Origin of the sequence: Paenibacillus castaneae (genome assembly GCF_002884445.1) — a bacterium.
In the GTDB taxonomy this organism is placed as follows: domain Bacteria; phylum Bacillota; class Bacilli; order Paenibacillales; family Paenibacillaceae; genus Pristimantibacillus; species Pristimantibacillus castaneae.
On sequence record NZ_KZ614144.1, the window covers coordinates 2,521,236 to 2,543,490 of the forward strand.

Consider the following 22,255-nt stretch of genomic DNA (forward strand, 5'->3'; position numbering starts at 1 on the left):
GCATGATAAATCCCACTTCCGCAAAAGAACGGGCCAAGCTCATGCTCTTCATCCTTGCTGCTGTCATTCTCTTCTCATTTGTTCCGAATGTGAGCTACGGCTTCGCGGGAGCTGCTTCTGGGAATGCAGCTGCTCCAGCCGCAGATCAGCAGCTCCAAAGTGAGCAAATCTCCAAAGAGCTAACAACGGAGCAGCTAACGGGATTAGAAACGGATGCAGTCGAATCGTATTGGAATAAGCTTCGCAGCGAATACGGCGGATATTTTCCAGAACAGCGTGTTCCGACCTTCATGGAAATGGTCATTCCAGGAGGCAAAGGACTAAAGCTTACCGACATGCTGAAGGGGCTGCTCAAATACTTCTTGCATGAAGTGCTGTATAACGGCAAGCTGCTCGTTACAATCGTGATGCTGACAGTTTTCAGTATGGTGCTTGAAACGCTGCAAAATGCTTTTGAACGAAATACGGTCAGCAAAGTAGCCTACTCGATTACCTATATGGTGCTGATTATTATTGCAGTCAATAGCTTTCATGTCGCCATCGACTATGCCAAAGGGGCGATTGAGGGCATGGTTCAATTCATGCTTGCAATGGTGCCGCTCCTGCTCACGCTGCTCGCATCGATGGGAAATGTCGTAACGGTATCCGTACTGCATCCGCTCATTGTTTTCATGATTCATGCAATCGGAACACTTGTCTACACGATCGTTTTTCCACTCTTGTTCTTCTCTGCCGTTCTTCATATTGCTAGTGCTTTATCTGATAAATTCAAAGTGACACAGCTGGCGAACCTGCTGCGGTCGATAGGTGTTTATGTGCTGGGTGGACTAATTACGATATTTCTCGGCGTTGTTTCTGTACAAGGGGTTACAGGTGCAGTAACGGATGGGGTTACACTGCGTACAGCAAAGTTTGTTACCGGGAACTTCGTGCCCGTCGTTGGACGAATGTTTTCTGATGCAGCGGATACCGTAATCTCAGCTTCCATGCTTGCAAAGAATGCAATAGGACTAGCAGGCGTCATCATTTTATTATTCATAAGTGTATTTCCTGCTATCAAAATATTAACATTAGCTCTTATTTATAATATTTCTGCTGCGGTAATGCAGCCACTAGGTGAATCGCCGATCGTAACTTGTCTGCAGACGATAGGGAAAACTATGATTTTTGTATTTGCAGCGCTCGCTGCTGTCAGCCTCATGTTCTTCCTTGCGGTTACGATTATTCTGACAGCGGGAAATGCTTCGCTGATGGTGCGATGAAGGAGGGGGTGATGCTGTGGTTGCTTGGTTAAGCGACTGGCTGAGAGACATCATCGCGGTAATCTTGCTCGCGGTGCTTGTCGAGCTTCTGCTTCCTAACAAATCGATGCAGCGCTATGCGCGTCTGGTGGTCGGGCTATTCATTCTATTGACTATATTATCTCCGATTTTGAAGCTGCTTCAAAGTGATGTCAGCTCTAAGCTGGATGCGGGAATGCAGCAGTGGAGCGAGTCGCAAATGACAAGCAAAACGGGAATGGCCAGTCTAGCCGAAATACAACAAAACGCAGAGCAGATGAGTGAGAAGCGAAGTCTGGAAGCTGCAAAACTTATGCAACGAACATTGGAAGCCTCGATCCGCAGCGAGTTGATAGAGCGAACGAAGGCGACTGTAGATTCGGTAGACGTTGGATTAAAGTGGGTGATGCTGTCCGGTAAGCAAACGCCATACATCGGCAATGTGACGGTAAATTTGAAAGCGGCTGAGCAAAAAGGCGAGTTAAGCAAAGAGGGAAAAACGGTGGATGATGTGCTGCCGGTCATCGTTGAGGTGGAGATGGGTCAAATCGGCGGTAATGAAGGAATGCAGCAGTCTAGTGGGTCGGAAATGGACAGTTCCCGAGAAGAACGTCTCGACGGCAACTGGACTGGAGCGGATGGAGCGTTGACTGCTGCAATCAGCAGTCTAATTGTACAAGGCTGGGGCGTGGATGCTAACCAAATTGTAGTACGGCAGCCCTTGGAGCAAAAAACTTCCCGTTGAAATGTTTAATTAGAGAGGAGGTACGGCGCGGTGGCCAAATGGCTGGATAGCATAGAATCAGCGATTGGCGGCGGACCCGGCGGCCCGAAGCGTATAAGGACGCTGCGAATTCTGCTGATCGTTGGCGGAATTGGCGCGGCGCTGATGATTATGAATTCTTTTCTCACCTTTAATGAAGTTGAACCGTCAGTACAGGATCCTAATCCGCCCCCTCAGACACAAGCTGCTTGGAATAGTGGAAACTCATCATCAGGATCTCTCTTTGAAGCAATTGAGCATCCGCTTGAGACCAGATTAAAGGAGATTTTGGAGAAAATCGTAGGCGTGGGAACAGTTAATGTGCTTGTAACGGTTGATTCAACGGAAGAAATCATTGTTAAGCAAGATGTGAAGGAAACAGAATCCATAACGGATGAAAATGATCGTAACGGAGGCCGCAGACATATTACCTCGATTACAAAAGATGGCCAAGTCGTCATGTATGAGGTATCGGGGGAAAAGAAGCCAATTGTAACCAAAACGATCAGCCCTCATATTCGCGGTATTCTGATTGTCGCAAAGGGAGCGGAAAATATAACAGTCAGACGCCTCATAATCAGCGCTGTCGAGAAGGGCGTAAATGTTCCAATAAACCGCATTTCAGTTGTACCAAGCAAACAATAAAAAATGAAAAGTTGGGGAGGGTGTTCACATGAACACGAAAAGACAAACGGTATGGCTCGTATCAATGCTTAGCTTAATGGTGGTGCTGTCAGCGTATTACTTATTCACGCAGGATACGAGCACACCAGATGTGCTTACAGACAATTCTCAAACAGATAAGGCAGCTCAGAATGCTACTGAAGCGGCAGCAGGCGGCAATGGACTCGTTATAAATGAAATGCAGCCAGCTGATAATGACTCATTGCTCAGCGATGCAGATAAGGAAGCCTTAAAGCAATGGGAGGCGCAAGGCCACACAACTGGCGGATACTTCGGCGAGCTGCTGGCGAAGCGGGAATTGAAAAATGCTGAAGCCGAGAACCGGATCATGGCGACGATTGCTGAAGTGAAAAATAAGCCGGAGGATTCAGTTGCCGCAGCGGCAGAGCTTAATCAGCTGGAGGAGAAAAACTCGAAAATAACCGGATTAGAAACGGAACTAATGAAGCAATATGAGATTGCGATTGTTGACGAGGAAAGCGATAACTTCAAGGTAGTCGTCTCTAGCGCGAAGCTGGAGAAGAAACAGGCTGCTGAAATCATTAAACTCGTGATGAGCACAATGGAAGTGGGCGCGGATCAAGTATCCGTCCGCTATATTAACGAATAGTCTGCTCAAGCTTGCTTGCTTTAAAGTTCCTGTCTCTGCCAGCTGAACGCTGTCAGAGGCAGGGCTTTTTTTGTGATCATACATGGATATGTAAAAAATGATTCGTGTTCACGCTTGTTTATGATATAATGTTAAACGTTATGTGAAGGTTTTGGATAGATTGTTGGCATCGATACAAAATAATGTTAAATGCCAAGCAAGTCATATTGCAATCGCAAATTTAAGGAGTGAAAATATTCATGTTCAAGTTGAGCGAGATCAAAGAGTTGATCAAATTGGTTGATCAAACTTCCGTTCATGAGCTGGAAATCGAAAACGAAGGGACACGCCTGCTCATACGTAAGCCTGGCAAAACAGAAGTGGTGAATGTGCAAGCGGCCCCAATTACGCATACATACGCCCCTGCACCTATGGTGGCTCAGCCTTCTGCGCAAGCAGAACAGCAACAAGCAGCGCAGGAGCCGACCGCTCGCCCTTCGACTGATCATTTGCATCAGATCGTTTCTCCGATGGTTGGCACATTCTACAGCTCGCCGACACCAGAAGCTGGTTCATTCGTGAAAATTGGCGACCGTGTTCATGAGAAGAGCGTCGTTTGCATTCTGGAAGCGATGAAACTAATGAATGAGCTAGAAGCAGAAGTAAACGGGGAAATTGTTGAAATACTTGTTACAAACGGACAGCTCGTCGAATATGGACAGCCTTTGTTTCTTGTTAAGCCAGAATAAAGAAGTGAATGAACGTCCGAACAGGGAAACATTCGTTTGAAAGGGGTTCCTACGTGAAATTTCACAAAATACTAATTGCAAATCGTGGTGAAATCGCGGTTAGAATAATCCGCGCTTGTCGCGAGCTTGGAATTAGCAGCGTTGCTGTTTATTCCGAAGCTGATCGCGATTCCTTGCATGTTCGGTTAGCTGATGAGGCTTATTGCATCGGACCGACAGCATCTAAAGACAGCTATTTGAATTTAACAAATATAATGAGTGTTGCTACAATAACCGAATGTGATGCAATCCATCCCGGTTATGGCTTTCTTGCTGAGAATGCTGACTTTGCAGAAATTTGCGAGTCCTGCAACATAACGTTTATCGGGCCATCTCCGGATGCGATAAATAGAATGGGCGACAAAGCGATAGCCAAGCTTACAATGAAATCCGCTGATGTACCGATTATTCCGGGTTCAGACGGTCTTGTTGAAAGCATGGATGAGGCTATTATCATTGCCCAAGAAATTGGATACCCTGTTATTATTAAGGCCACGGCAGGCGGCGGCGGCAAAGGCATTCGTATTGCTGAAGATGAAACAACGCTTGTTCAGCAAATTACGGCTGCACAGCAGGAAGCTCAGAAAGCATTTGGCAACGCAGGCGTATATTTAGAAAAATATTTGACGGGTATGAAGCACGTTGAAATTCAGATCATTGCGGACAAGCATGGCAATGCTGTTCATCTTTTCGAGCGTGATTGTTCAGTTCAACGCCGTCGTCAGAAGCTTGTGGAAGAAGCACCTTGTTCAATCTTAACTCCAGAGCTTCGCGAGCGAATGGGTCAAGCTGCTGTACGTGCTGCATTGGCTGTAAATTATTCAGGAGCAGGTACATTGGAGTTCTTGCTAGGACCGGATGGCAACTTTTACTTCATGGAGATGAATACGCGTATTCAAGTCGAGCATCCCGTGACTGAGATGATTACGAATGTGGATTTAATCAAGGAAATGATATCAGTTGCTGAAGGCAATCCGCTTTCTTTCTCACAAAGCGACTTGAAAATAAACGGATGGTCCATTGAGTGCCGAATTAATGCTGAGGATTCCGAACGGAATTTCATGCCTTCTGCGGGAATGATTCAGTTTTATTTGCCACCCGGCGGTGCAGGCGTGCGCGTAGACAGCGCGGCTTATCCCGGCTATACAATCTCACCGCATTATGATTCCATGATCGCGAAGCTTATTGTTTGGGGCGCAACTCGTGATGAAGCCATTGCAAGGATGAAGCGTGCGTTGTCTGAGTTTTCTATTGAAGGCATTCGGACAACCATACCGTTCCATTTAAAGCTTCTGAACCACTCCAAGTTCGTTGAAGGAAACTTCGACATCAAGTTCCTTGAGGAGTACGATATTAACTCTCCAGAATGAATGAACAATAAAGATATGAACAACTAGTATAGTTTGTCATATTTCAAGCCGAATGTTATAGTATATTAACAAGATGCAGTTTATAATTAGGCCTTCAAGCCAAGGTACGCGCAACTTTAAGGAGGTGTACAACCATCATGAGTACGATCGCTGCGGAGTTTGAGAAAACGGACATTGGTACGATTCAAATTGCACCGGAAGTTATCGAAGTCATTGCTGGATTAGCAACGATTGAAGTGGATGGCGTTGCCGGAATGAGCGGCGGATTCGCCGGGGGCATTGTTGAGCTTCTTGGACGCAAAAACTTATCTAAAGGCGTTAAGGTTGAAGTAGGCCAGCGTGAAGCTGCGGTTGATGTTTCCATTATCGTTGAGTACGGAAACCGTATACCGGAAATCGCTTCGGAAATTCAACGCAATGTGAAACGCTCTATCGAGATGATGACGGGACTCCACGTAGTTGAAGTGAACGTACATATTCACGATGTGCAGTTCAAGACGCCAGATAAGCCGGAAGAAGAAGAGCAGAACCTAAGAGTCAAATAGATAATGAATGATTAATTTAATTCCGTACAACCCCCTCGTGAATGGGCATGCCGCTCGGCGCAAGGGGGTTTTCATTCGGCTAGACAGGAGGAGACGCTACGTTGATTAAGGTCGTGGACAAGCTGCTTTTGTTTTTGTACAGCATCGTAATCTTATGTTTATCTGTATGTATGCTTAGCATCGGCTTTGGTTGGATAAATAAAAGTATGATGGACGATGTAGTGCGTGAGTTATATCGTCTCGATTCCATTCAGATTACGTTTGCAGTTGTAGGTGTCATCCTCTTTATTATTAGCTTGCGGTTTTTCATTGTATCGCTTCAACGGGGATCAGCGTCAGCTCCTTCCATTGATCAAAGAACAGATTTCGGTGATATTCGAATTTCTTTGGAAACCATCGAGAACTTGGCTCTCAAGGCTGCTTCACGCCAGCGTGGTGTCAAAGATTTGCGGGTGCGCATTCGAGCTACTGATGCTGGTCTGGAAATCGTCATTCGTGCGGTAGTGGATGGGGAAAGCTCCATTCCTGTACTGACGGAAGAGATTCAACGAGCTGTGAAAGAGCATGTTGAGGATATTGCTGGAATTCCTGTTACGAATGTTGCTGTTTATGTTGCAAACATCATTCAAACGGGCGCGTTCAAGAGTCGCGTGGAATAGAGGTGAGTTTGTTGATGTGGAGGGAGTTCTGGGCAATCTATGGCAAGCGTGCTGTTGGCGCCGCGACGGGGTTGTTTTTTGGATTTTTATATTTGTTTGTCGGCTTTTGGGACATGCTTTTTGTAGGGCTGCTCGTTTTTATTGGCTATTGGATCGGCAAACAAAAAGAATTGCACAATGAACCTGTTTTTCCTTGGCAGCGGCTCTGGTATTCGTTGTTAGACAGATTTAGACCCTTTAAATGATCCTGTGGTCTCCTCCGTACTCCGGAAGCCGGATAGCCGCTTATTCGGGGCAGGGAGGAGATCATAGGTTTTTTTGGATACAGCATAGAGCAAGAAGATATCAATATATTCGGCTATAAAGTTGCCGCGGAGGTCACATGAAACGAAGATTAGCGAGAGAAATAGCAGTATCAAGCCTATACCAAATGGAAATGAACGAGGTTTCTGCATCAGATGCTGTTGATATGCTGATGGACGAGCTTCGTCAAGAAAATGAAATTGGCGCTGACCCATCAGAGGTTGGCGGAACAGATGAATTCGCGCGCGAGATCGTACTTGGCGTGATGGAGCATAAGCAAGCCATTGATGGAATGCTTCAACAGTTTCTGACGGGCTGGCAGGTAGATCGGTTGTCGCGAGTAGACCGTCAAGTGTTGCGTCTAGCTTGTTATGAAATGGTTTTCCGTGACGATGTTCCTCCAAAAGCTGCTATCAATGAAGCTATTGAGCTGGCTAAGCATTTTGGCACGGAGGAATCCGGGAAGTTTGTTAACGGGGTTCTAGGTAAATTAATGGAAGAAATAGAAGAGCTAAAGTCTTAACGAGATACGAAAACGAGTTCATACATCGATGCAAAAGGAGAATTGCGTAATGTCTGCACAAATCATTGAAGGTAAGAAAATCTCTGACCTCATTCGTGAGGAAATGATTACGGAAACTGCTGCTTTGAAAGAAAAAGGGATCACTCCTGGTCTTGCAGTTGTTCTTGTTGGTGAGGATCCTGCTTCAAAGGTTTATGTTGGTTCAAAGGAGAAAGCTTGCTTGCAGCTCGGATTCTATTCAGAGGTGCATCGCCTGCCAGCTGATACAAGCGAGGAGCAGCTGCTTGCTGTCATTGACCAATTGAATAATCAAGAGACAATTAACGGAATTCTTGTACAGCTGCCTCTTCCGAAGCATATTAACGAAAAAGCTGTCATTGATGCTATTCGAGTGGATAAAGATGTAGACGGCTTCCACCCAGAGAGCGTCGGCAATCTGGTAATTGGAGACGACAGCCTGTTGCCGTGCACACCTGCTGGCGTCATAGAGCTTATCAAGCGCAGCGGTGTTGATATTGCCGGCAAGCATGCTGTAGTCATTGGCAGAAGCAATATTGTCGGCAAGCCGGTTGCTATGCTCCTTCTTCGCGAGAACGCGACTGTTACGATCTGTCATTCGCGTACTGCTAATATGGAAGAGCTGGCGAAGCAAGCGGATATCCTTGTTGTAGCTATTGGGAAAGCGAAAGCGATTGATCATAGATTCATCAAGCCGGGAGCTATCGTCATTGACGTCGGTATTAACCGTCTGCCTGATGGGAAGCTTGCTGGCGATGTCGATTTTAATGATTGTTTAGATACGGCAGGCTTTATTACACCCGTGCCTGGCGGAGTTGGACCGATGACAATCACATTACTGATGAAAAATACGATAACAGCTGCAAAACGGGCAAACGGAATCAAGGAGTGACGTTTGGCATGGCGGATCAGCCGCGTATTTATTCCATTAAAGAATTAAATCGGTATATCAAAATGAAGATGGAATCTGACTTGCTGTTAGGCGATGTATGGCTTCGCGGCGAAATATCAAATTTCACTCACCATTCCAGCGGCCATATGTACTTTACGCTGAAGGATAAGGACAGCCGATTAAAGTGCATTATGTTTGCCTCACATAATCAGCGGCTTCCTTTTATTCCGAAAGAAGGCACAAAGGTCATTGCTAGAGGCAGCATATCTGTCTATGAACGAGATGGCAATTATCAGTTCTACGTAAATGGTATGCAACCCGACGGAATTGGAAGCCTCTATTTAGCGTTCGAGCAATTAAAAAGTAAATTGGATACCGAGGGACTATTTGCTGAATCGCGCAAGCGATCCATTCCACGTTTTCCACGTGCGATTGGAGTAATCACATCGCCTACCGGAGCTGCAGTTCGTGATATTATTATTACTTTGAGCCGCCGTTATCCATTGATTCCAATTTATGTGTATCCCGTGCTTGTACAAGGTTCTCAAGCAGCACCTGCTATTGTTAAAGCAGTTGAGGCTATGAACCGATTTGGCGAGGCCGACGTATTAATTGTAGGACGCGGCGGCGGTTCATTGGAAGAGCTTTGGGCATTTAATGAAGAGTCGGTTGCCCGCAGCATTGCAAGTTCTGCTATTCCGATAATAAGTGCGGTAGGACATGAGACTGACTTTACTATTTCTGATTTTGTAGCGGATTTAAGAGCACCTTCACCAACAGCCGCAGCCGAGCTTGCTGTCCCTCATATTAATGAGCTGGAGCAGCAATTGAGACGCCAGCAGCAGCGGCTGGTACAAGCAGTGCGGTATCGCGTGCAGGATGATAAGGAGCAGCTGCAGCGTATAAGGCGCTCACCTTTTTTCTTATATCCGCGCAAATATTTATTGGATCAAGCGCAGCAGCTCGATCGTTTGAAGGAGCAGCTTGAGCAGCGCGCCAAGCGTGCTGCCGAGCGTGGCTATTCCAAGCTCGCACGGCTTCAAACCTTACTGGCAGGCCACAATCCGGAAGAACGAATAGCTTTTGCAGCAAAACGCTGGAAAGGCTCATCCAAGCTTCTGGAGCAGGCGATGTATGCGACCGTCAAGGAAAAGAAATTAAGATTGCAAAGTGCGATCAGGCAATTGGATGCACTTAGTCCGCTTAAGGTCATGAGTCGCGGCTACGGACTTATTTATGACGAGAATGAGCAGCGGTTAATTAAATCGATTAGTGAAGTTCAGCTCGGGGATGTTGTGAAAGTAAAGGTAGCGGACGGTCAGCTAGATTGTCACGTATGGTCATTGAGAGGAGATCAATTCAATGGAAGCAACGAATAATAGCGAGCTTACTTTTGAGCAAGCAATGGAACGATTGGATCAAATCGTCACAAAGCTTGAGAACGGCGATGTTCCTCTGGAGACGGCAATTGATTTGTTCCAAGAAGGAATGAAGCTGTCACAGCTATGCGGAAGCAAGCTGGAGCAAGTAGAGCGCAAGATAGAATTACTTATAGAAACTGAGCAAGGGTTCCAGAAAAAACCGTTTGCGGCTGTAAACGATGATAAAGGGGAATAAGCTTGAGCGAGAGGACCGCAATATCAGCATATTTATCGGAAAACGCGAAGCTTATAGAAGCTTCGCTTAGAATTTCGCTGCCAAGCGCTTGGGATGTACCAATGCGTCTAAGGGAAGCGATGCTTTATTCACTTGAAGCAGGCGGCAAACGGCTTCGTCCGGCACTTGTGCTTTCGGCTGCCGAAGCTGTTCACGGAAAACCAGAAGCAAGAAATTCCGCTATCCCGATTGCTTGCGCTGTAGAGTTTATTCACACCTATTCTTTGATTCATGATGATTTGCCAGCTATGGATAATGATGATTTCCGTAGAGGCAAGCCAACTAATCACAAAATATTCGGTGAAGCCATGGCGATATTGGCTGGAGATGCTCTTCTAACGCATGCCTTTCATTTAATACCGCAAGCAGCGCGTCAAGGCGCTATTCCTGCGGATACGGCTCTTGCGATTGTTGAAGATTTAGCTAAACTTGCGGGAGCACCTGGAATGGTCGGTGGTCAGGTCGCCGATATGTTAGGTGAACAAGGCATCACATCCATTGATGAGCTTGAATATATTCATCTTCATAAAACAAGCGATCTCATCGTATTTTCGGTTACCGCAGGCGGCCGTATTGGTGGAGCGACTGATAAGCAGCTAGAGCTGCTGTCTCGCTACGGACGCAATATTGGGTTAGCCTTTCAAATTCAAGATGATATATTGGATTTGATCGGAGATGAGCAGAAACTCGGCAAGAAAACAAATAGCGATGTAGAGCAGAATAAGGTTACCTATCCATTCCTTATCGGGCTTGAAGAAAGCAAAGCACAGGTTGAAAGACTGACCCAAGAAGCGAAGTCTGCTGTGCTTGAAGCACAATTTCAAGCGCCTGAGCGATTGCTTGAAATTGCTGATTATCTTGTCAAACGTGATCATTAGAGCGTAATCATTTCTTATTAGTTGTTGGGAAATAGACATCGCTATGCTATAATAGGAAAAATGTAGATGCCCATGGGCCAGCCAGCAATTATGAGCTGTCCACGAAAGCGAGGAAAGTAACGTGCTGCTTGAACAGATTAACGGACCTCAAGATTTGAAAGCTTTGACAATTACACAGCTAGAAGCACTGGCAGATGAAATTCGTCAATTCCTTATTGAGAAGCTTTCCGTTACGGGTGGTCACCTTGCTCCCAACCTGGGAGTTGTAGAACTGACCCTAGCCATGCATTATTTATTTAATAGTCCTGATGATAAGTTTATTTTTGATGTAGGGCACCAATCCTATGTTCACAAAATTTTAACCGGTCGTATGGATCGGTTTGATACATTGCGTCAATATAAAGGCTTATGCGGCTTCGTTAAGCGTAATGAAAGCGAGCATGATGTATGGGAAGCCGGTCATAGCAGCACTTCGTTGTCCGCTGCAATGGGTATGGCGCTCGCTCGCGACCTCAAAGGCCAGAAAAACCGTGTGGTAGCTGTTATCGGTGATGGTGCGTTGACAGGCGGCATGGCATTAGAGGCACTTAATCATATTGGACATGAGAAGAAGAACCTAATTGTCGTATTGAATGACAATGAAATGTCGATCGCTCCCAATGTTGGTGCTTTGCATCACTATTTAGGCAAGATTCGTACAGACCGTCATTATCATAAAGCTAAAGACGAGCTGCAGCAATTATTGAACAAAATACCTGCGATTGGCGGTAAGCTTGCCAAGACTGCAGAGCGTTTCAAGGACAGTTTGAAATATTTGCTCGTAAGCGGCATATTGTTCGAGCAATTTGGATTTACGTATTTAGGTCCCGTTGACGGTCATGATGTAGAGCAAGTAATTGATATCATGAAGCAGGCGGATTCCATGCCGGGCCCTGTTCTCGTTCATGTATTGACAGTCAAAGGGAAAGGCTACTCTCCTGCTGAAGCGGATTCCTTCAAGTGGCATGGCATTACGCCATACAAAATTGAGTCCGGCCAAGTTCTGAAAGCAGTTGGGCCTCCCGTATATACTGATGTATTCAGTGAAATGTTAATTGAATTGGCTGAGAAGGATGAACGAATTATTGCGGTTACGCCAGCAATGCCGGGTGGATCTGGATTGCTCAAATTTGCAGATAAGTTTCCTGACCGTATGATTGATGTTGGTATTGCTGAACAGCATGCTGCCACGATGTCGGCTGCTTTAGCCATTGAAGGCATGAAGCCGGTATTTGCTGTTTATTCCACTTTCCTGCAGCGTGCATACGACCAAGTTGTACATGATATTTGCCGTCAAAACTTAAACGTTATTTTTGCAATTGACCGCGCCGGCTTTGTAGGGCCAGACGGCGAGACCCATCATGGCGTATATGATATAGCATTCCTCAGACATATACCGAATTTAGTTATTATGATGCCTAAGGATGAGAATGAGCTTAGACAAATGCTCAAAACTGCGGTTGATTATGACGATGGTCCGATTGCTGTTCGCTATCCGCGTATCGCGGGATTAGGTGTTGAAATGGAAGTGAATCCGCAAGCTCTTCCAATCGGTTCTTGGGAGACGGTTCGTGAAGGCGATTCAGGCGTTATTTTGGCCATCGGACCTATGCTTCAAGTTGCTGAGGAAGCAGCTGAGCTTCTGAAGCGCGAAGGAATGAATGTGAGAATTGTCAACGCAAGGTTCATTAAGCCGTTGGACGAGAAGATGCTCTTAACGCTCGCTTCCGAAGGCAAGAACATGATCGTGCTTGAGGAAGGCTCAGAGCTAGGCGGTTTTGGCAGCTCAGTACTTGAATTTTATTCACTTAGAGGAATTTATGGAGTTCCAGTTCGCATTATCGGAGTTCCTGATCAATTTATCGAGCATGGGTCTATCAAGGAGCAAAGGCAAGAAGTGGGTCTAACAGCCGAGAGGGTAGCTGCAGAGCTTAAGAACATGCTGCCACGCCGTATCAAACGAGTTACTGGGCAGCAGTAACAGTCGAAGGAGAAAGATGACAACGACAGCTAAAGAACGAATTGATGTGCTCCTCGTAGAGCGCGGTTTTTACGATAGCAGGGTAAAGGCAAAGGCTGCCTTAATGGCTGGGCTTGTGCTCGTAAATGATGAGCCCGTCGATAAAAGCGGAATGAAGGTTCCCCGTACAGCGGACATTAAGGTGAAAGGCGCCCTGCACCCTTATGTTAGCCGCGGCGGATTAAAGCTTGAGAAGGCGATACGGAAATTTGATATTGATTTGAAGGATCGCGTGATGCTGGATATTGGTGCTTCGACGGGCGGCTTTACGGATTGCGCATTGCAAAACGGGGCAGCCTATGTGTATGCGATTGATGTTGGTTATAATCAGCTGGACTGGTCATTAAGACAAGATGAGCGTGTTCAAGTTATGGAACGCACCAACTTCCGCTATACGCAGCCAGGAGATTTAACCGGTCCACCACCTACCTTTGCTTCAATTGATGTTTCTTTCATTTCCTTAAAGCTTATATTGCCAGCTTTGTCCACATTGCTTTCCGTTGGTTCTGGCATCGTAGCGCTCATTAAGCCTCAATTTGAAGCTGGGCGTGAGAAGGTTGGCAAATCAGGGGTCGTCCGTGATTCAGCTGTACACAGAGATGTATTGCGAACTGTTCTGACTGCTGCAGCAGAATTAGGATATTCATTGCAGGATGTAACGTTCTCTCCTATTACAGGCGGCGAGGGCAATATAGAGTTTTTAGCTTATTGGAAATGGACGGCAGAGCCGAATTTGCTAATTCCAGATGATAACGCTATAAGTGAACTGGTCAAGCAGGCCAGTGAGACTTTTACGACGAATAAATAAAAAAGTGCACCAGGAAGGATGCCAAGCAGTTAATTTAACTGCATGGGCATCTTTTTTCTTTACAGAGACATAGATTTTTTGTTAAACTGTAGAAAAGCAAACAAACGTTCGGCTTATGAAAGAAACAGGAAAATGCCTCCATCTTCGCGAACAATTAATATTAAGATACCATTCGCGAATGGGGGATGCTCGTGGGAGCTTATGGAGATTGGCTTATCATGTTTCTTGCAGGTGGCATACTCGTTATATGGCTATTAAGAGCCTTTTATCGTTGGCTGCATGAGCCGGCTAGTGTGAATCGTTTAAAGCTGGGCAAGGGCGCAGAGCTCATGGCAAATGACGAGAATATTATCATTCTGGAACAGGCTGGATATGAGGTCAAATCTTCTAAGCATTTAGTTCCCATTTATATTGAACTGGACGGCGTACCGCTCGGAAAGGGAAGCCGGTTATATATTGATTATATTGCGGAAATGGATAATAGTATGTATATCGTGAAGACAGCTCGAGATCGTATGCCAATGGATTGGACGGCAAGCGGCGTACGTGATCGGCTTCTCGTATACGCTTTACTCTTGCCTGAATGTGCGGGTATATTGTTTGTTGACGCTAAGGATAAAGTAATAAGAAAAATAACGTTTGATATCGCAGAATGACTCATGGAGGTTTTTGTATGAAAGGGATTAGACAATTTAGAATAAAGGAAATCATTACGAAGCAAGTGATTGAAACACAGGAGGAGCTTGTTGAAGCATTGCGCGAGTCAGGCATGCAGGTTACACAAGCGACCGTATCCCGCGATATGAAGGAATTAATGCTAATCAAGGTTCCTGCATCTGAAGGTAAGTACAAGTATTCTATTCCTCAAGATAATCAGCGCCCCAACCCTATACATAAGCTGAAGAGAGCGCTGTTGGATCATTTCGAGCATATTGATTACACAGATAATTTAGTAGTCATGAAATGTTCTCCGGGAACGGCTAATACAATCGGAGCTTTAATTGATAATATCGAATGGACAGAAGTGATGGGGACGATTTGCGGCGATGATACGATCTTAATCATTTGTCGGACCAAAACACAAAGCGGAGAAGTTGTCGAACGATTACTTGAGCTACTAAATTAGGGGGGTTATTAAACCATGCTGCGTGAGCTATCGATACGGAATTTAGCGGTAATTGAAGAAGTGAATGTTACTTTTCATAATGGATTTCATGTGTTGACAGGGGAAACAGGAGCGGGAAAGTCAATTTTAATTGACGCCTTGAGCTTAGTTGTTGGCGGACGTGGCTCCGCAGACATGGTGAGGTACGGCTGCGACAAGGCAGAGATGGAAGCGATGTTTGATCTGCCGCACAGCCATCCTGTGTGGAATGTATTGAACAAGCTTGGTGTACGAGCCTCCTCGGAAGAGATGCTTGTAATTAGGCGTGAGTTGTCCTCACATGGCAAGAGCAGCAGCCGTGTCAATGGACAGCTCGTAACGATGACTATGCTACGTGAGGTTGGCGAGTTCCTCGTTAATATTCATGGCCAGCACGAGCACCAATCTTTGCTTCGCACGGAGCAGCATTTAGAATGGCTCGATCTATTTGCCGGCGATTTATTAATTGAGCGCAAGCAGCAGTACCTTTCTATTTTTGGTCAGCTTCAACAGGCACGAGCATCATTGCGCGAGCTTGAGAATTCGGCAAGACACAATGTGCAAATGCTCGATCTATATCGTTTTCAGATCGAAGAAATATCCAATGCGAAGCTTAAGCCGGGTGAGGATGAATTACTTGTTGAACAGCGGCGCAAGCTAATGTATGCAGGAAAAAGAATGGACGCTGTATCTGAGGCATATTCTTTGCTTTACGGCGGCAAAGGATTAGATGCCATGAGCAAAGCTGTAGCCAAGCTCATTGATATTCAAACGTATGATGCAGCTAAATTAAGCCCTTTATTAGAACAGCTTCAATCTGCATTTTATCAAGCAGAGGATGCGGCTTTTCAATTACGCGATTATCGCGATGGCATAGAATCAGATCCAGAGCAGCTCTCCCAGGTGGAGGACAGACTCGATTTAATAAATGGCTTGAAGCGTAAATATGGAGAGACCATTCCTGACATATTGACTTATTTAGAGCGCACTACTATAGAAAACGGCAAGATCGAGAATCGTGATCAGCTGCTTGAAGAGCTTAGCGCCGAAGAGAAGCGGCTTTATAATCAAGCACTTGAATTAGCGAGGGAGCTGTCACAGCTGCGCGAGCATGCGGCAGCGAGGCTCTCAGAAGCGATTGAGAAGCAGCTTGGCCAATTATTAATGCCAGCAGCTAAGTTTAAAGTTCAATTGGATACAACGGTTACGAGCTCTGGCGAAGAACAGCATATACGATTGCACGCTAATGGAATGGATGAAGCGATTTTTATGCTGTCAACCAATCCAGGCGAGCCTTTAAAGCCGCTTAATAAAATTGCATCCGGTGGTGAAATGTCGCGTATTATGCTTGCATTAAAGAGTATATTTGCTGAAATTGATCAGGTTCCTGTCTTAATTTTTGATGAAGTAGATACTGGGGTTAGCGGCAGGGCAGCCCAAGCAATCGCTGAGAAGATGTCACAGCTTGCCCAGAAATGCCAAGTATTCTCCATTACACATTTGCCGCAGGTAGCATGTATGGCGGATCACCATTATGAAATAAGCAAGCGGGTTATAGGCGCTCGTACGTCTACGTCTGTAGCTGAATTAATTGATTCCGTACGAATAGAGGAGCTTGCCCGGATGCTTGGCGGTGTGGAAGTAACGGAAAAAACAAGACATCATGCTCAGGAAATGCTTGATTTGGCACATAGACAAAAGGGAGCGTAATGGAACCCATTCAGGGAATGATTTTGTGGACATAAAACAAACGGGTGAGGGTAACTTAAAGGTACGCCACTGGCGCTTTAACCTTTAACGTCATGCGATGGAATTACAGGGAGCGTGAAATCATTGAACTCCAGTCAAAGGAAGCGATGGTTTGGCCTAGTTCTCGTTATATTCATTTGCATGATCGGGGCCTCTACTCCGTTTCAACATTTTGCCTCTATCCCGAATGAACTTCGTTTATTCTCCGGGCAGCTGAAACGATTGCATTATGGAGTGCCAGTTCATGCAAAAGTAACGGTCGACCCACAAATGCTTCAAATTAACGGATCAAGCAGCAATTCTCTGTCGGTCAATTTGAATGAGCCTTTGTCATTGCAATCGAATCAAAGCGGTCATACGAAAATGAAAGTGAAATTATTTGGTAAAATTCCATTCAAGACGGTGAAAGTTAACGTTGTCCCAGATTTGCGTGTAATTCCAGGCGGTCAGACGATCGGAGTAAAAGTTAAATCATCAGGCATTTTAGTTGTTGGTCATCATCAAGTAACGGGCAGTGATGGAATGAAGAAATCACCAGGTGAAGCTGCTGGCCTGCAGCTTGGTGATCTAATTGTAAAGATCAACGGATCAAATATTAATGAAGTTCAAAAAATTGCGAAGCTTAGTGAGCAAGCAGGCATTAATAAGCAACCGCTCGATGTTACCTATAAACGGGATGGTCGTCTCAGTCAAACGAAATTAACTCCTGTGTTTGACGCAGAGGATAAAGCATGGAGACTGGGTCTCTATATACGTGATTCAGCAGCAGGCGTGGGTACATTAACCTTCTATGCACCGGATCAGGGCGTTTATGGAGCATTAGGCCATGTTATCACAGATATGGATACACAAACGCCCATTGAAGTTGGTGAGGGCCAAATATTACAATCTAGCGTGACTTCCATAAATAAAAGCCAAAGCGGGGAACCGGGAGAAAAAAGAGCCCATTTCGTGAAAGAGAGCAAGGTTTTAGGGAATGTTGAGCGAAACACACCATTTGGCATTTTCGGCAAGATGAACGAGGTTCCTACTCATAGCTATAGTGATCAGTCGCTGCCTGTAGCCTTTGCCGAGGATGTCAAAGAAGGACCCGCACAAATATTGACTGTTGTAAACGGACAGAAGGTGGAACGCTTCAACATTGAAATCGCGCATGTATCTAAACAAACAGGACCTGCAACAAAGGGAATGGTTATAAAGATCACAGATAAGCAATTATTGAGTAAGACAGGCGGCATTGTTCAGGGGATGTCCGGAAGCCCCATTATTCAAGATGGGAAACTGGTGGGAGCAGTAACTCATGTATTTGTTAATGACCCTTCATCAGGCTACGGTTGTTTTATTGAGTGGATGTTGCAAGACGCGGGAGTGCTTCTGAAGTCAACGAACGGTACTTTAGGTGAAACAGCTTAATGATAAAAGGTCTGCCCTGGCCTAAAATGCCGAGGCAGACCTTTTTTATAAGAAGCTAATTAATAAGTTCGAAGGAACAGCTGAACATGTGAATTTTGTCGAACCTTAACGAACGATAGCAACATCTGTAACAAATTATTAATTATAACGAAATGCTGAGAAAAAATAAAGAAAAATAATTTTCGACAGAAGGAATTCAAGTTCCCATGTCGAAAACTTTAACACAGACAACTAATGAGCGAAATCATGAATATCAATATGAGGAGGACCACAACTTGCATATGATCGAAGTATTGTTAGCAGATGACAACCGAGAATTTACTAACCTGTTATCGGAATACATATCCGAACAAAGTGATATGAGTGTAAGTGGAGTCGCGTATAACGGGGAAGAGGTTCTAAGACATCTGGAGGAAGCAAGAAAGGTACCAGATGTACTTATCCTTGATATTATTATGCCGCATTTGGATGGTCTTGGAGTTCTTGAACGCTTGAAAGAAATGAACCTGTCGCCGATGCCGAAGATCATTATGTTAACTGCATTTGGTCAAGAAAATATTACACAAAAAGCAGTTCAGCTTGGCGCTTCCTACTATATTCTAAAACCATTTGATATGGATATTCTTGCAAATCGGATTAGGCAGCTTGTGGGTAGTCCTACATATTCATCTTCGGGCAGCTTCACGACAAGCTCATCGACACTCAAATCTAATGTTGTGCCTATTGCCAAAGGGAAAAATTTGGATGCGAATATTACAAGCATCATACATGAAATTGGTGTGCCGGCTCATATCAAGGGCTACCAATACTTGCGTGAAGCGATTACAATTGTATACAATAACATCGAAATTTTAGGCGCGATTACTAAAACGCTTTATCCAGCAATCGCGGAAAAATTCAAAACAACACCATCCCGCGTCGAACGCGCTATCCGCCACGCGATTGAAGTCGCTTGGACACGCGGCAATATCGACAGCATCAGCCATCTGTTCGGCTACACGATCAATATTAGCAAGTCTAAACCAACTAATAGCGAATTCATTGCGATGGTTGCAGATAAGCTGCGGATTGAGCATAAGGTTAGCTGAGAGTAGATATGTTAAATTCGTGGAAATGTAGGTAGAACAATTTGATATCCAAACAACTAATTGTTTAACCAACTAACATCCTCTAAGTAAATGATAAATCCACTGCTTTATTGGGTATTCGTCCCCATCAAAGGAGTGGATTTTTTTGTTTACAGAAAAACTAATTTTTATAGTGTCATTTTACATTACCAGGAGATGTACTTTCTTTGTAGAAAGGATGTAGTAAATCAAATAGCAGTGATAAAACACTTAATTCCTTGGAGTTATTTTTGAAATTTTGTTCTTTTGACATCAAGCATTTAACAGTAGCTAAAGGAGGTTAATATAGTTTTGAATTCATGGTTTGGACTCATTTTATATATTATTATATTTAGTTATTTGCTAACAGTATTTTTATCATTAAGTAATGATGAAACAAAGTCAATAGAATTGGGTATTATTTCGAAGAGGGTGTTTTACTCAATAGCAATAACATTGTTGATAACGTTTATTATTCTGATATTATTTTACAAAAACCAGAGAATTGCTGATGAAAGGACAATTTCTATAGTGGCGATCTTATTATCGTTATACCAACTTATTTTTACAATAAAAGATATTTTTAAAAGAAAAATGATAGTTACTATATTGTTGTGGTGTTTGGCTTTATATACATATGCGTTCCTATTAGCTGAATTTTTTACTGAAAATGATAATCTTGTTGGTTGGAAATTAAGGTATGAGAATCTGATGTTTAAGTTAAGTTATATTATTGTTGCTAGTTTAACTTTATATTATTTTTGTAAATCGATAATTACAACAAAAGTACAAAGGAAAGAAAACACAAGCGAAAAAAATAGTTCTGATATTGATTATTATATTTAGAATTACCAACTTTAATTACGTGGAGTATTATTTTATTGAAGGTAAGAATTAGAGCGTTAAAAAGTATTCGAATACACGATAAAGAAGTGGTATTTTAACGAAGAAAAATATGGTTTTATAGGGTTTTACTCATGAATTTAGTAGATGGGTAATTATAACTAAATTCTCTTTCTGAGATTACCGATAGTAAATATAGGGGTGAAAATACGAGTGAGAATATTACATAATATTTCGGCATTGAATACACTCAATAAACTAAATAAAAATAATAAGGCAACATCTAATTCATTAGAAAAATTATCTTCTGGTCTTCGGATAAATAAGGCTGCTGATGATGCAGCTGGATTAGCCATATCTGAAAAAATGAAAGCACAAATACGAGGTTTAAATCAATCAGTTCGTAATGCGTACGATGGGATTTCCCTGATTCAAACAGCAGAAGATGCTTTGGGACAAATACAAAATCCTAATTTACAAAGAATGAGGGAGCTGGCTGTACAAGCTGCAAACGATACTCTAACGGACAAAGACAGACAAATGCTGCAAGACGAAATAGAACAAATTAAAAAAGGGATAAACGATATTGCGAATAAGACAGAGTTTAATACTAAACCATTGATAAATGGTACTTACTCTGGTCAATCAACTGTTCTGATAGAAGGATCTAAAACAAAAATTTCAGGAGATATAAATCTAAGTGGCGGTTTGACTGTTACAGCAGGTAGCAATGATACATTAAATTTTGATGTTGATGGGATCGCGACATCAGTGACACTCGCTACTGGAACATATACTTCTTCTGCTTTACTGACAGCTATTAATTTGCAATTAACAGGATCGGGTGTCACAGCCGCACTATCAAATGGCAAGCTAGAATTAAGCCATAATTCGAACGGAATACATACCATTGATAACTTTGCTGGGAATGCGATTACTTCATTATTAATCTCTTCCCAGTCAGGAACTGTTGATCGCTATACCATATCAGGCGAGGCACCTTTGACACCTTCCATCACAATTACTGCTGGTGTTAATGATAATTTAACATTTGATTTGGATGGTGTGAATTATTCTATAACGCTAGCAGCGAATACATATAATATTCCATACGGTGCAGATCCTGCTACTTCACCATTGGCAATGGATATAAATAATAAGCTTGCACTAGCGGGGGCACCTGTTAAAGCGACCTATGGCGGTATATCGTGGATTCCAACCAGCACTTTAACATTAACAGCATCTAATGTGAATTTGATGAATAACTTTGGTGGGAATGCACTAACCACATTATTGGACAACATTTGGCATAGTGTACCTACACCAGGCACTCCAACGAAAGTGCTTGGGAGCGTAGACCTTTCAAATGGACTTGATATCATTTCCGGTAAAAATGACACATTCAATTTTAAAGTTGATGGAGTTCCTAAATCAATAATTCTTTCCGCTGGTACTTATTCATCTTCAGATTTGCTAACTGAAATTAACGGGAAGTTAGTAACTGAAGGAGTAGGCGTCACAGCATCCTTAGCAAGCGGGAAATTAATATTATGTCATAATACAAGCGGATTGCGCACCATTAATGGCTTTTCAGGCAATGCAGTTACTTCATTAATGCTTGCTAAAAGCGATGGTAATGAGGAAGTTTTAAGCAATGCTGAAACTTTAACGCTGCAAATTGGCGCTAATGCAGGTCAAACTTTAATGATAACAATTGGAGGATATACTGCTGAAAACTTACAAATAGATAGTATTGTTATTGACCCAAGAGATAAAGCAGAAGAAGCAATTACGAAGATAGATAAAGCTATTGGGAAAATATCATCGGAGAGATCAAAATTAGGAGCCTTCCAAAATAGATTACAGCATACAGCAAATAATCTTGAAAACGCAGTTGAAAATTTAACTTCGGCGGAATCCAGAATAAGAGATTCAGATATTGCTAAAGAAATGATGGAATTTACTAAATCGAACATTCTAACCCAAGCAGCGCAAGCGATGCTTGCTCAAGCCAATCAACAACCACAGGCAGTATTGCAATTATTGAAATAATTGGAGTATGAATAAGCAAGCTTGTTCATTCATACGGAACAATGCGATTATTCCGAAATAAATAACGAACGTATACCCGTTATTTATTGGGCTTTTAAAAGCTCAATAAATAACGGTATTTTGATTATTGTTA

22 protein-coding genes are annotated in these 22,255 nt (G+C 43.6%); all 22 read left to right on the top strand.

The window, feature by feature from the left end; translation table 11 throughout:
- Window positions 1-2: 2 nt before the first annotated feature.
- The 22 genes from spoIIIAE to CEF13_RS29445 all read left to right on the top strand — a co-directional run bounded on the left by spoIIIAE (window position 3) and on the right by CEF13_RS29445 (window position 22,122).
- Window positions 3-1,262, top strand: coding sequence for a stage III sporulation protein AE (gene spoIIIAE, locus CEF13_RS10830; RefSeq protein ID WP_243864585.1), 1,260 nt, complete (start codon window positions 3-5; stop codon window positions 1,260-1,262).
- 16 nt (window positions 1,263-1,278) lie between these two features.
- Window positions 1,279-2,025 carry a stage III sporulation protein AF gene (gene spoIIIAF, locus CEF13_RS10835; RefSeq protein ID WP_102710686.1) on the top strand — a complete coding sequence of 249 codons (747 nt, stop codon included), beginning with the start codon at window positions 1,279-1,281 and terminating at the stop codon, window positions 2,023-2,025.
- Between the two features lie 30 nt (window positions 2,026-2,055).
- Complete coding sequence (gene spoIIIAG / locus CEF13_RS10840; protein ID WP_102710687.1) at window positions 2,056-2,688, top strand: stage III sporulation protein AG; 633 nt, start codon at window positions 2,056-2,058, stop codon at window positions 2,686-2,688.
- Window positions 2,689-2,716: 28 nt separating this feature from the next.
- On the top strand, window positions 2,717-3,337 hold the full coding sequence (locus CEF13_RS10845; RefSeq protein ID WP_102710688.1) for a SpoIIIAH-like family protein: 621 nt from the start codon (window positions 2,717-2,719) through the stop codon (window positions 3,335-3,337).
- A 239-nt stretch (window positions 3,338-3,576) separates the two neighbouring features.
- Window positions 3,577-4,065: an acetyl-CoA carboxylase biotin carboxyl carrier protein gene (gene accB, locus CEF13_RS10850; protein ID WP_102710689.1), complete on the top strand. Its 489-nt coding sequence runs from the start codon at window positions 3,577-3,579 to the stop codon at window positions 4,063-4,065.
- A 53-nt stretch (window positions 4,066-4,118) separates the two neighbouring features.
- A complete protein-coding gene (gene accC / locus CEF13_RS10855) occupies window positions 4,119-5,474 on the top strand; it encodes an acetyl-CoA carboxylase biotin carboxylase subunit (RefSeq protein ID WP_102710690.1) in 1,356 nt (451 codons plus the stop codon).
- Between the two features lie 137 nt (window positions 5,475-5,611).
- Window positions 5,612-6,019 carry an Asp23/Gls24 family envelope stress response protein gene (locus tag CEF13_RS10860; RefSeq protein ID WP_102710691.1) on the top strand — a complete coding sequence of 136 codons (408 nt, stop codon included), beginning with the start codon at window positions 5,612-5,614 and terminating at the stop codon, window positions 6,017-6,019.
- 101 nt (window positions 6,020-6,120) lie between these two features.
- Window positions 6,121-6,678, top strand: a complete 558-nt coding sequence (gene amaP, locus CEF13_RS10865; protein ID WP_102710692.1) for an alkaline shock response membrane anchor protein AmaP — start codon at window positions 6,121-6,123, stop codon at window positions 6,676-6,678.
- A gap of 14 nt (window positions 6,679-6,692) precedes the next feature.
- A complete protein-coding gene (locus tag CEF13_RS10870) occupies window positions 6,693-6,923 on the top strand; it encodes a DUF2273 domain-containing protein (RefSeq protein WP_102710693.1) in 231 nt (76 codons plus the stop codon).
- A gap of 137 nt (window positions 6,924-7,060) precedes the next feature.
- Window positions 7,061-7,504: a transcription antitermination factor NusB gene (gene nusB, locus CEF13_RS10875; RefSeq protein WP_102710694.1), complete on the top strand. Its 444-nt coding sequence runs from the start codon at window positions 7,061-7,063 to the stop codon at window positions 7,502-7,504.
- A 49-nt stretch (window positions 7,505-7,553) separates the two neighbouring features.
- Window positions 7,554-8,414 carry a bifunctional methylenetetrahydrofolate dehydrogenase/methenyltetrahydrofolate cyclohydrolase FolD gene (gene folD, locus CEF13_RS10880; protein ID WP_102710695.1) on the top strand — a complete coding sequence of 287 codons (861 nt, stop codon included), beginning with the start codon at window positions 7,554-7,556 and terminating at the stop codon, window positions 8,412-8,414.
- Window positions 8,415-8,422: 8 nt separating this feature from the next.
- Window positions 8,423-9,793 (top strand): exodeoxyribonuclease VII large subunit, encoded by a 1,371-nt coding sequence (gene xseA / locus CEF13_RS10885; protein ID WP_102710696.1) that lies wholly within the window; start codon window positions 8,423-8,425, stop codon window positions 9,791-9,793.
- Window positions 9,777-10,031, top strand: coding sequence for an exodeoxyribonuclease VII small subunit (gene xseB / locus CEF13_RS10890; RefSeq protein WP_102710697.1), 255 nt, complete (start codon window positions 9,777-9,779; stop codon window positions 10,029-10,031). The genes xseA and xseB overlap by 17 nt, the downstream gene beginning before the upstream one ends.
- A gap of 2 nt (window positions 10,032-10,033) precedes the next feature.
- Complete coding sequence (locus tag CEF13_RS10895; protein WP_243864587.1) at window positions 10,034-10,948, top strand: polyprenyl synthetase family protein; 915 nt, start codon at window positions 10,034-10,036, stop codon at window positions 10,946-10,948.
- A 121-nt stretch (window positions 10,949-11,069) separates the two neighbouring features.
- Window positions 11,070-12,968: a 1-deoxy-D-xylulose-5-phosphate synthase gene (gene dxs / locus CEF13_RS10900; protein ID WP_102710698.1), complete on the top strand. Its 1,899-nt coding sequence runs from the start codon at window positions 11,070-11,072 to the stop codon at window positions 12,966-12,968.
- Between the two features lie 16 nt (window positions 12,969-12,984).
- Window positions 12,985-13,815: a TlyA family RNA methyltransferase gene (locus tag CEF13_RS10905; protein WP_102710699.1), complete on the top strand. Its 831-nt coding sequence runs from the start codon at window positions 12,985-12,987 to the stop codon at window positions 13,813-13,815.
- A 185-nt stretch (window positions 13,816-14,000) separates the two neighbouring features.
- A complete protein-coding gene (locus CEF13_RS10910; RefSeq protein ID WP_208414539.1) occupies window positions 14,001-14,471 on the top strand; it encodes a hypothetical protein in 471 nt (156 codons plus the stop codon).
- A 17-nt stretch (window positions 14,472-14,488) separates the two neighbouring features.
- Complete coding sequence (gene ahrC, locus CEF13_RS10915; protein WP_102710701.1) at window positions 14,489-14,941, top strand: transcriptional regulator AhrC/ArgR; 453 nt, start codon at window positions 14,489-14,491, stop codon at window positions 14,939-14,941.
- Window positions 14,942-14,956: 15 nt separating this feature from the next.
- Window positions 14,957-16,669: a DNA repair protein RecN gene (gene recN / locus CEF13_RS10920; RefSeq protein WP_102710702.1), complete on the top strand. Its 1,713-nt coding sequence runs from the start codon at window positions 14,957-14,959 to the stop codon at window positions 16,667-16,669.
- Between the two features lie 123 nt (window positions 16,670-16,792).
- Window positions 16,793-18,121, top strand: coding sequence for a SpoIVB peptidase (gene spoIVB, locus CEF13_RS10925; RefSeq protein WP_102710703.1), 1,329 nt, complete (start codon window positions 16,793-16,795; stop codon window positions 18,119-18,121).
- Between the two features lie 275 nt (window positions 18,122-18,396).
- Complete coding sequence (gene spo0A / locus CEF13_RS10930) at window positions 18,397-19,209, top strand: sporulation transcription factor Spo0A (protein WP_102710704.1); 813 nt, start codon at window positions 18,397-18,399, stop codon at window positions 19,207-19,209.
- A 1,074-nt stretch (window positions 19,210-20,283) separates the two neighbouring features.
- Complete coding sequence (locus CEF13_RS29445) at window positions 20,284-22,122, top strand: flagellin N-terminal helical domain-containing protein (protein ID WP_146022698.1); 1,839 nt, start codon at window positions 20,284-20,286, stop codon at window positions 22,120-22,122.
- Window positions 22,123-22,255: the final 133 nt, after the last annotated feature.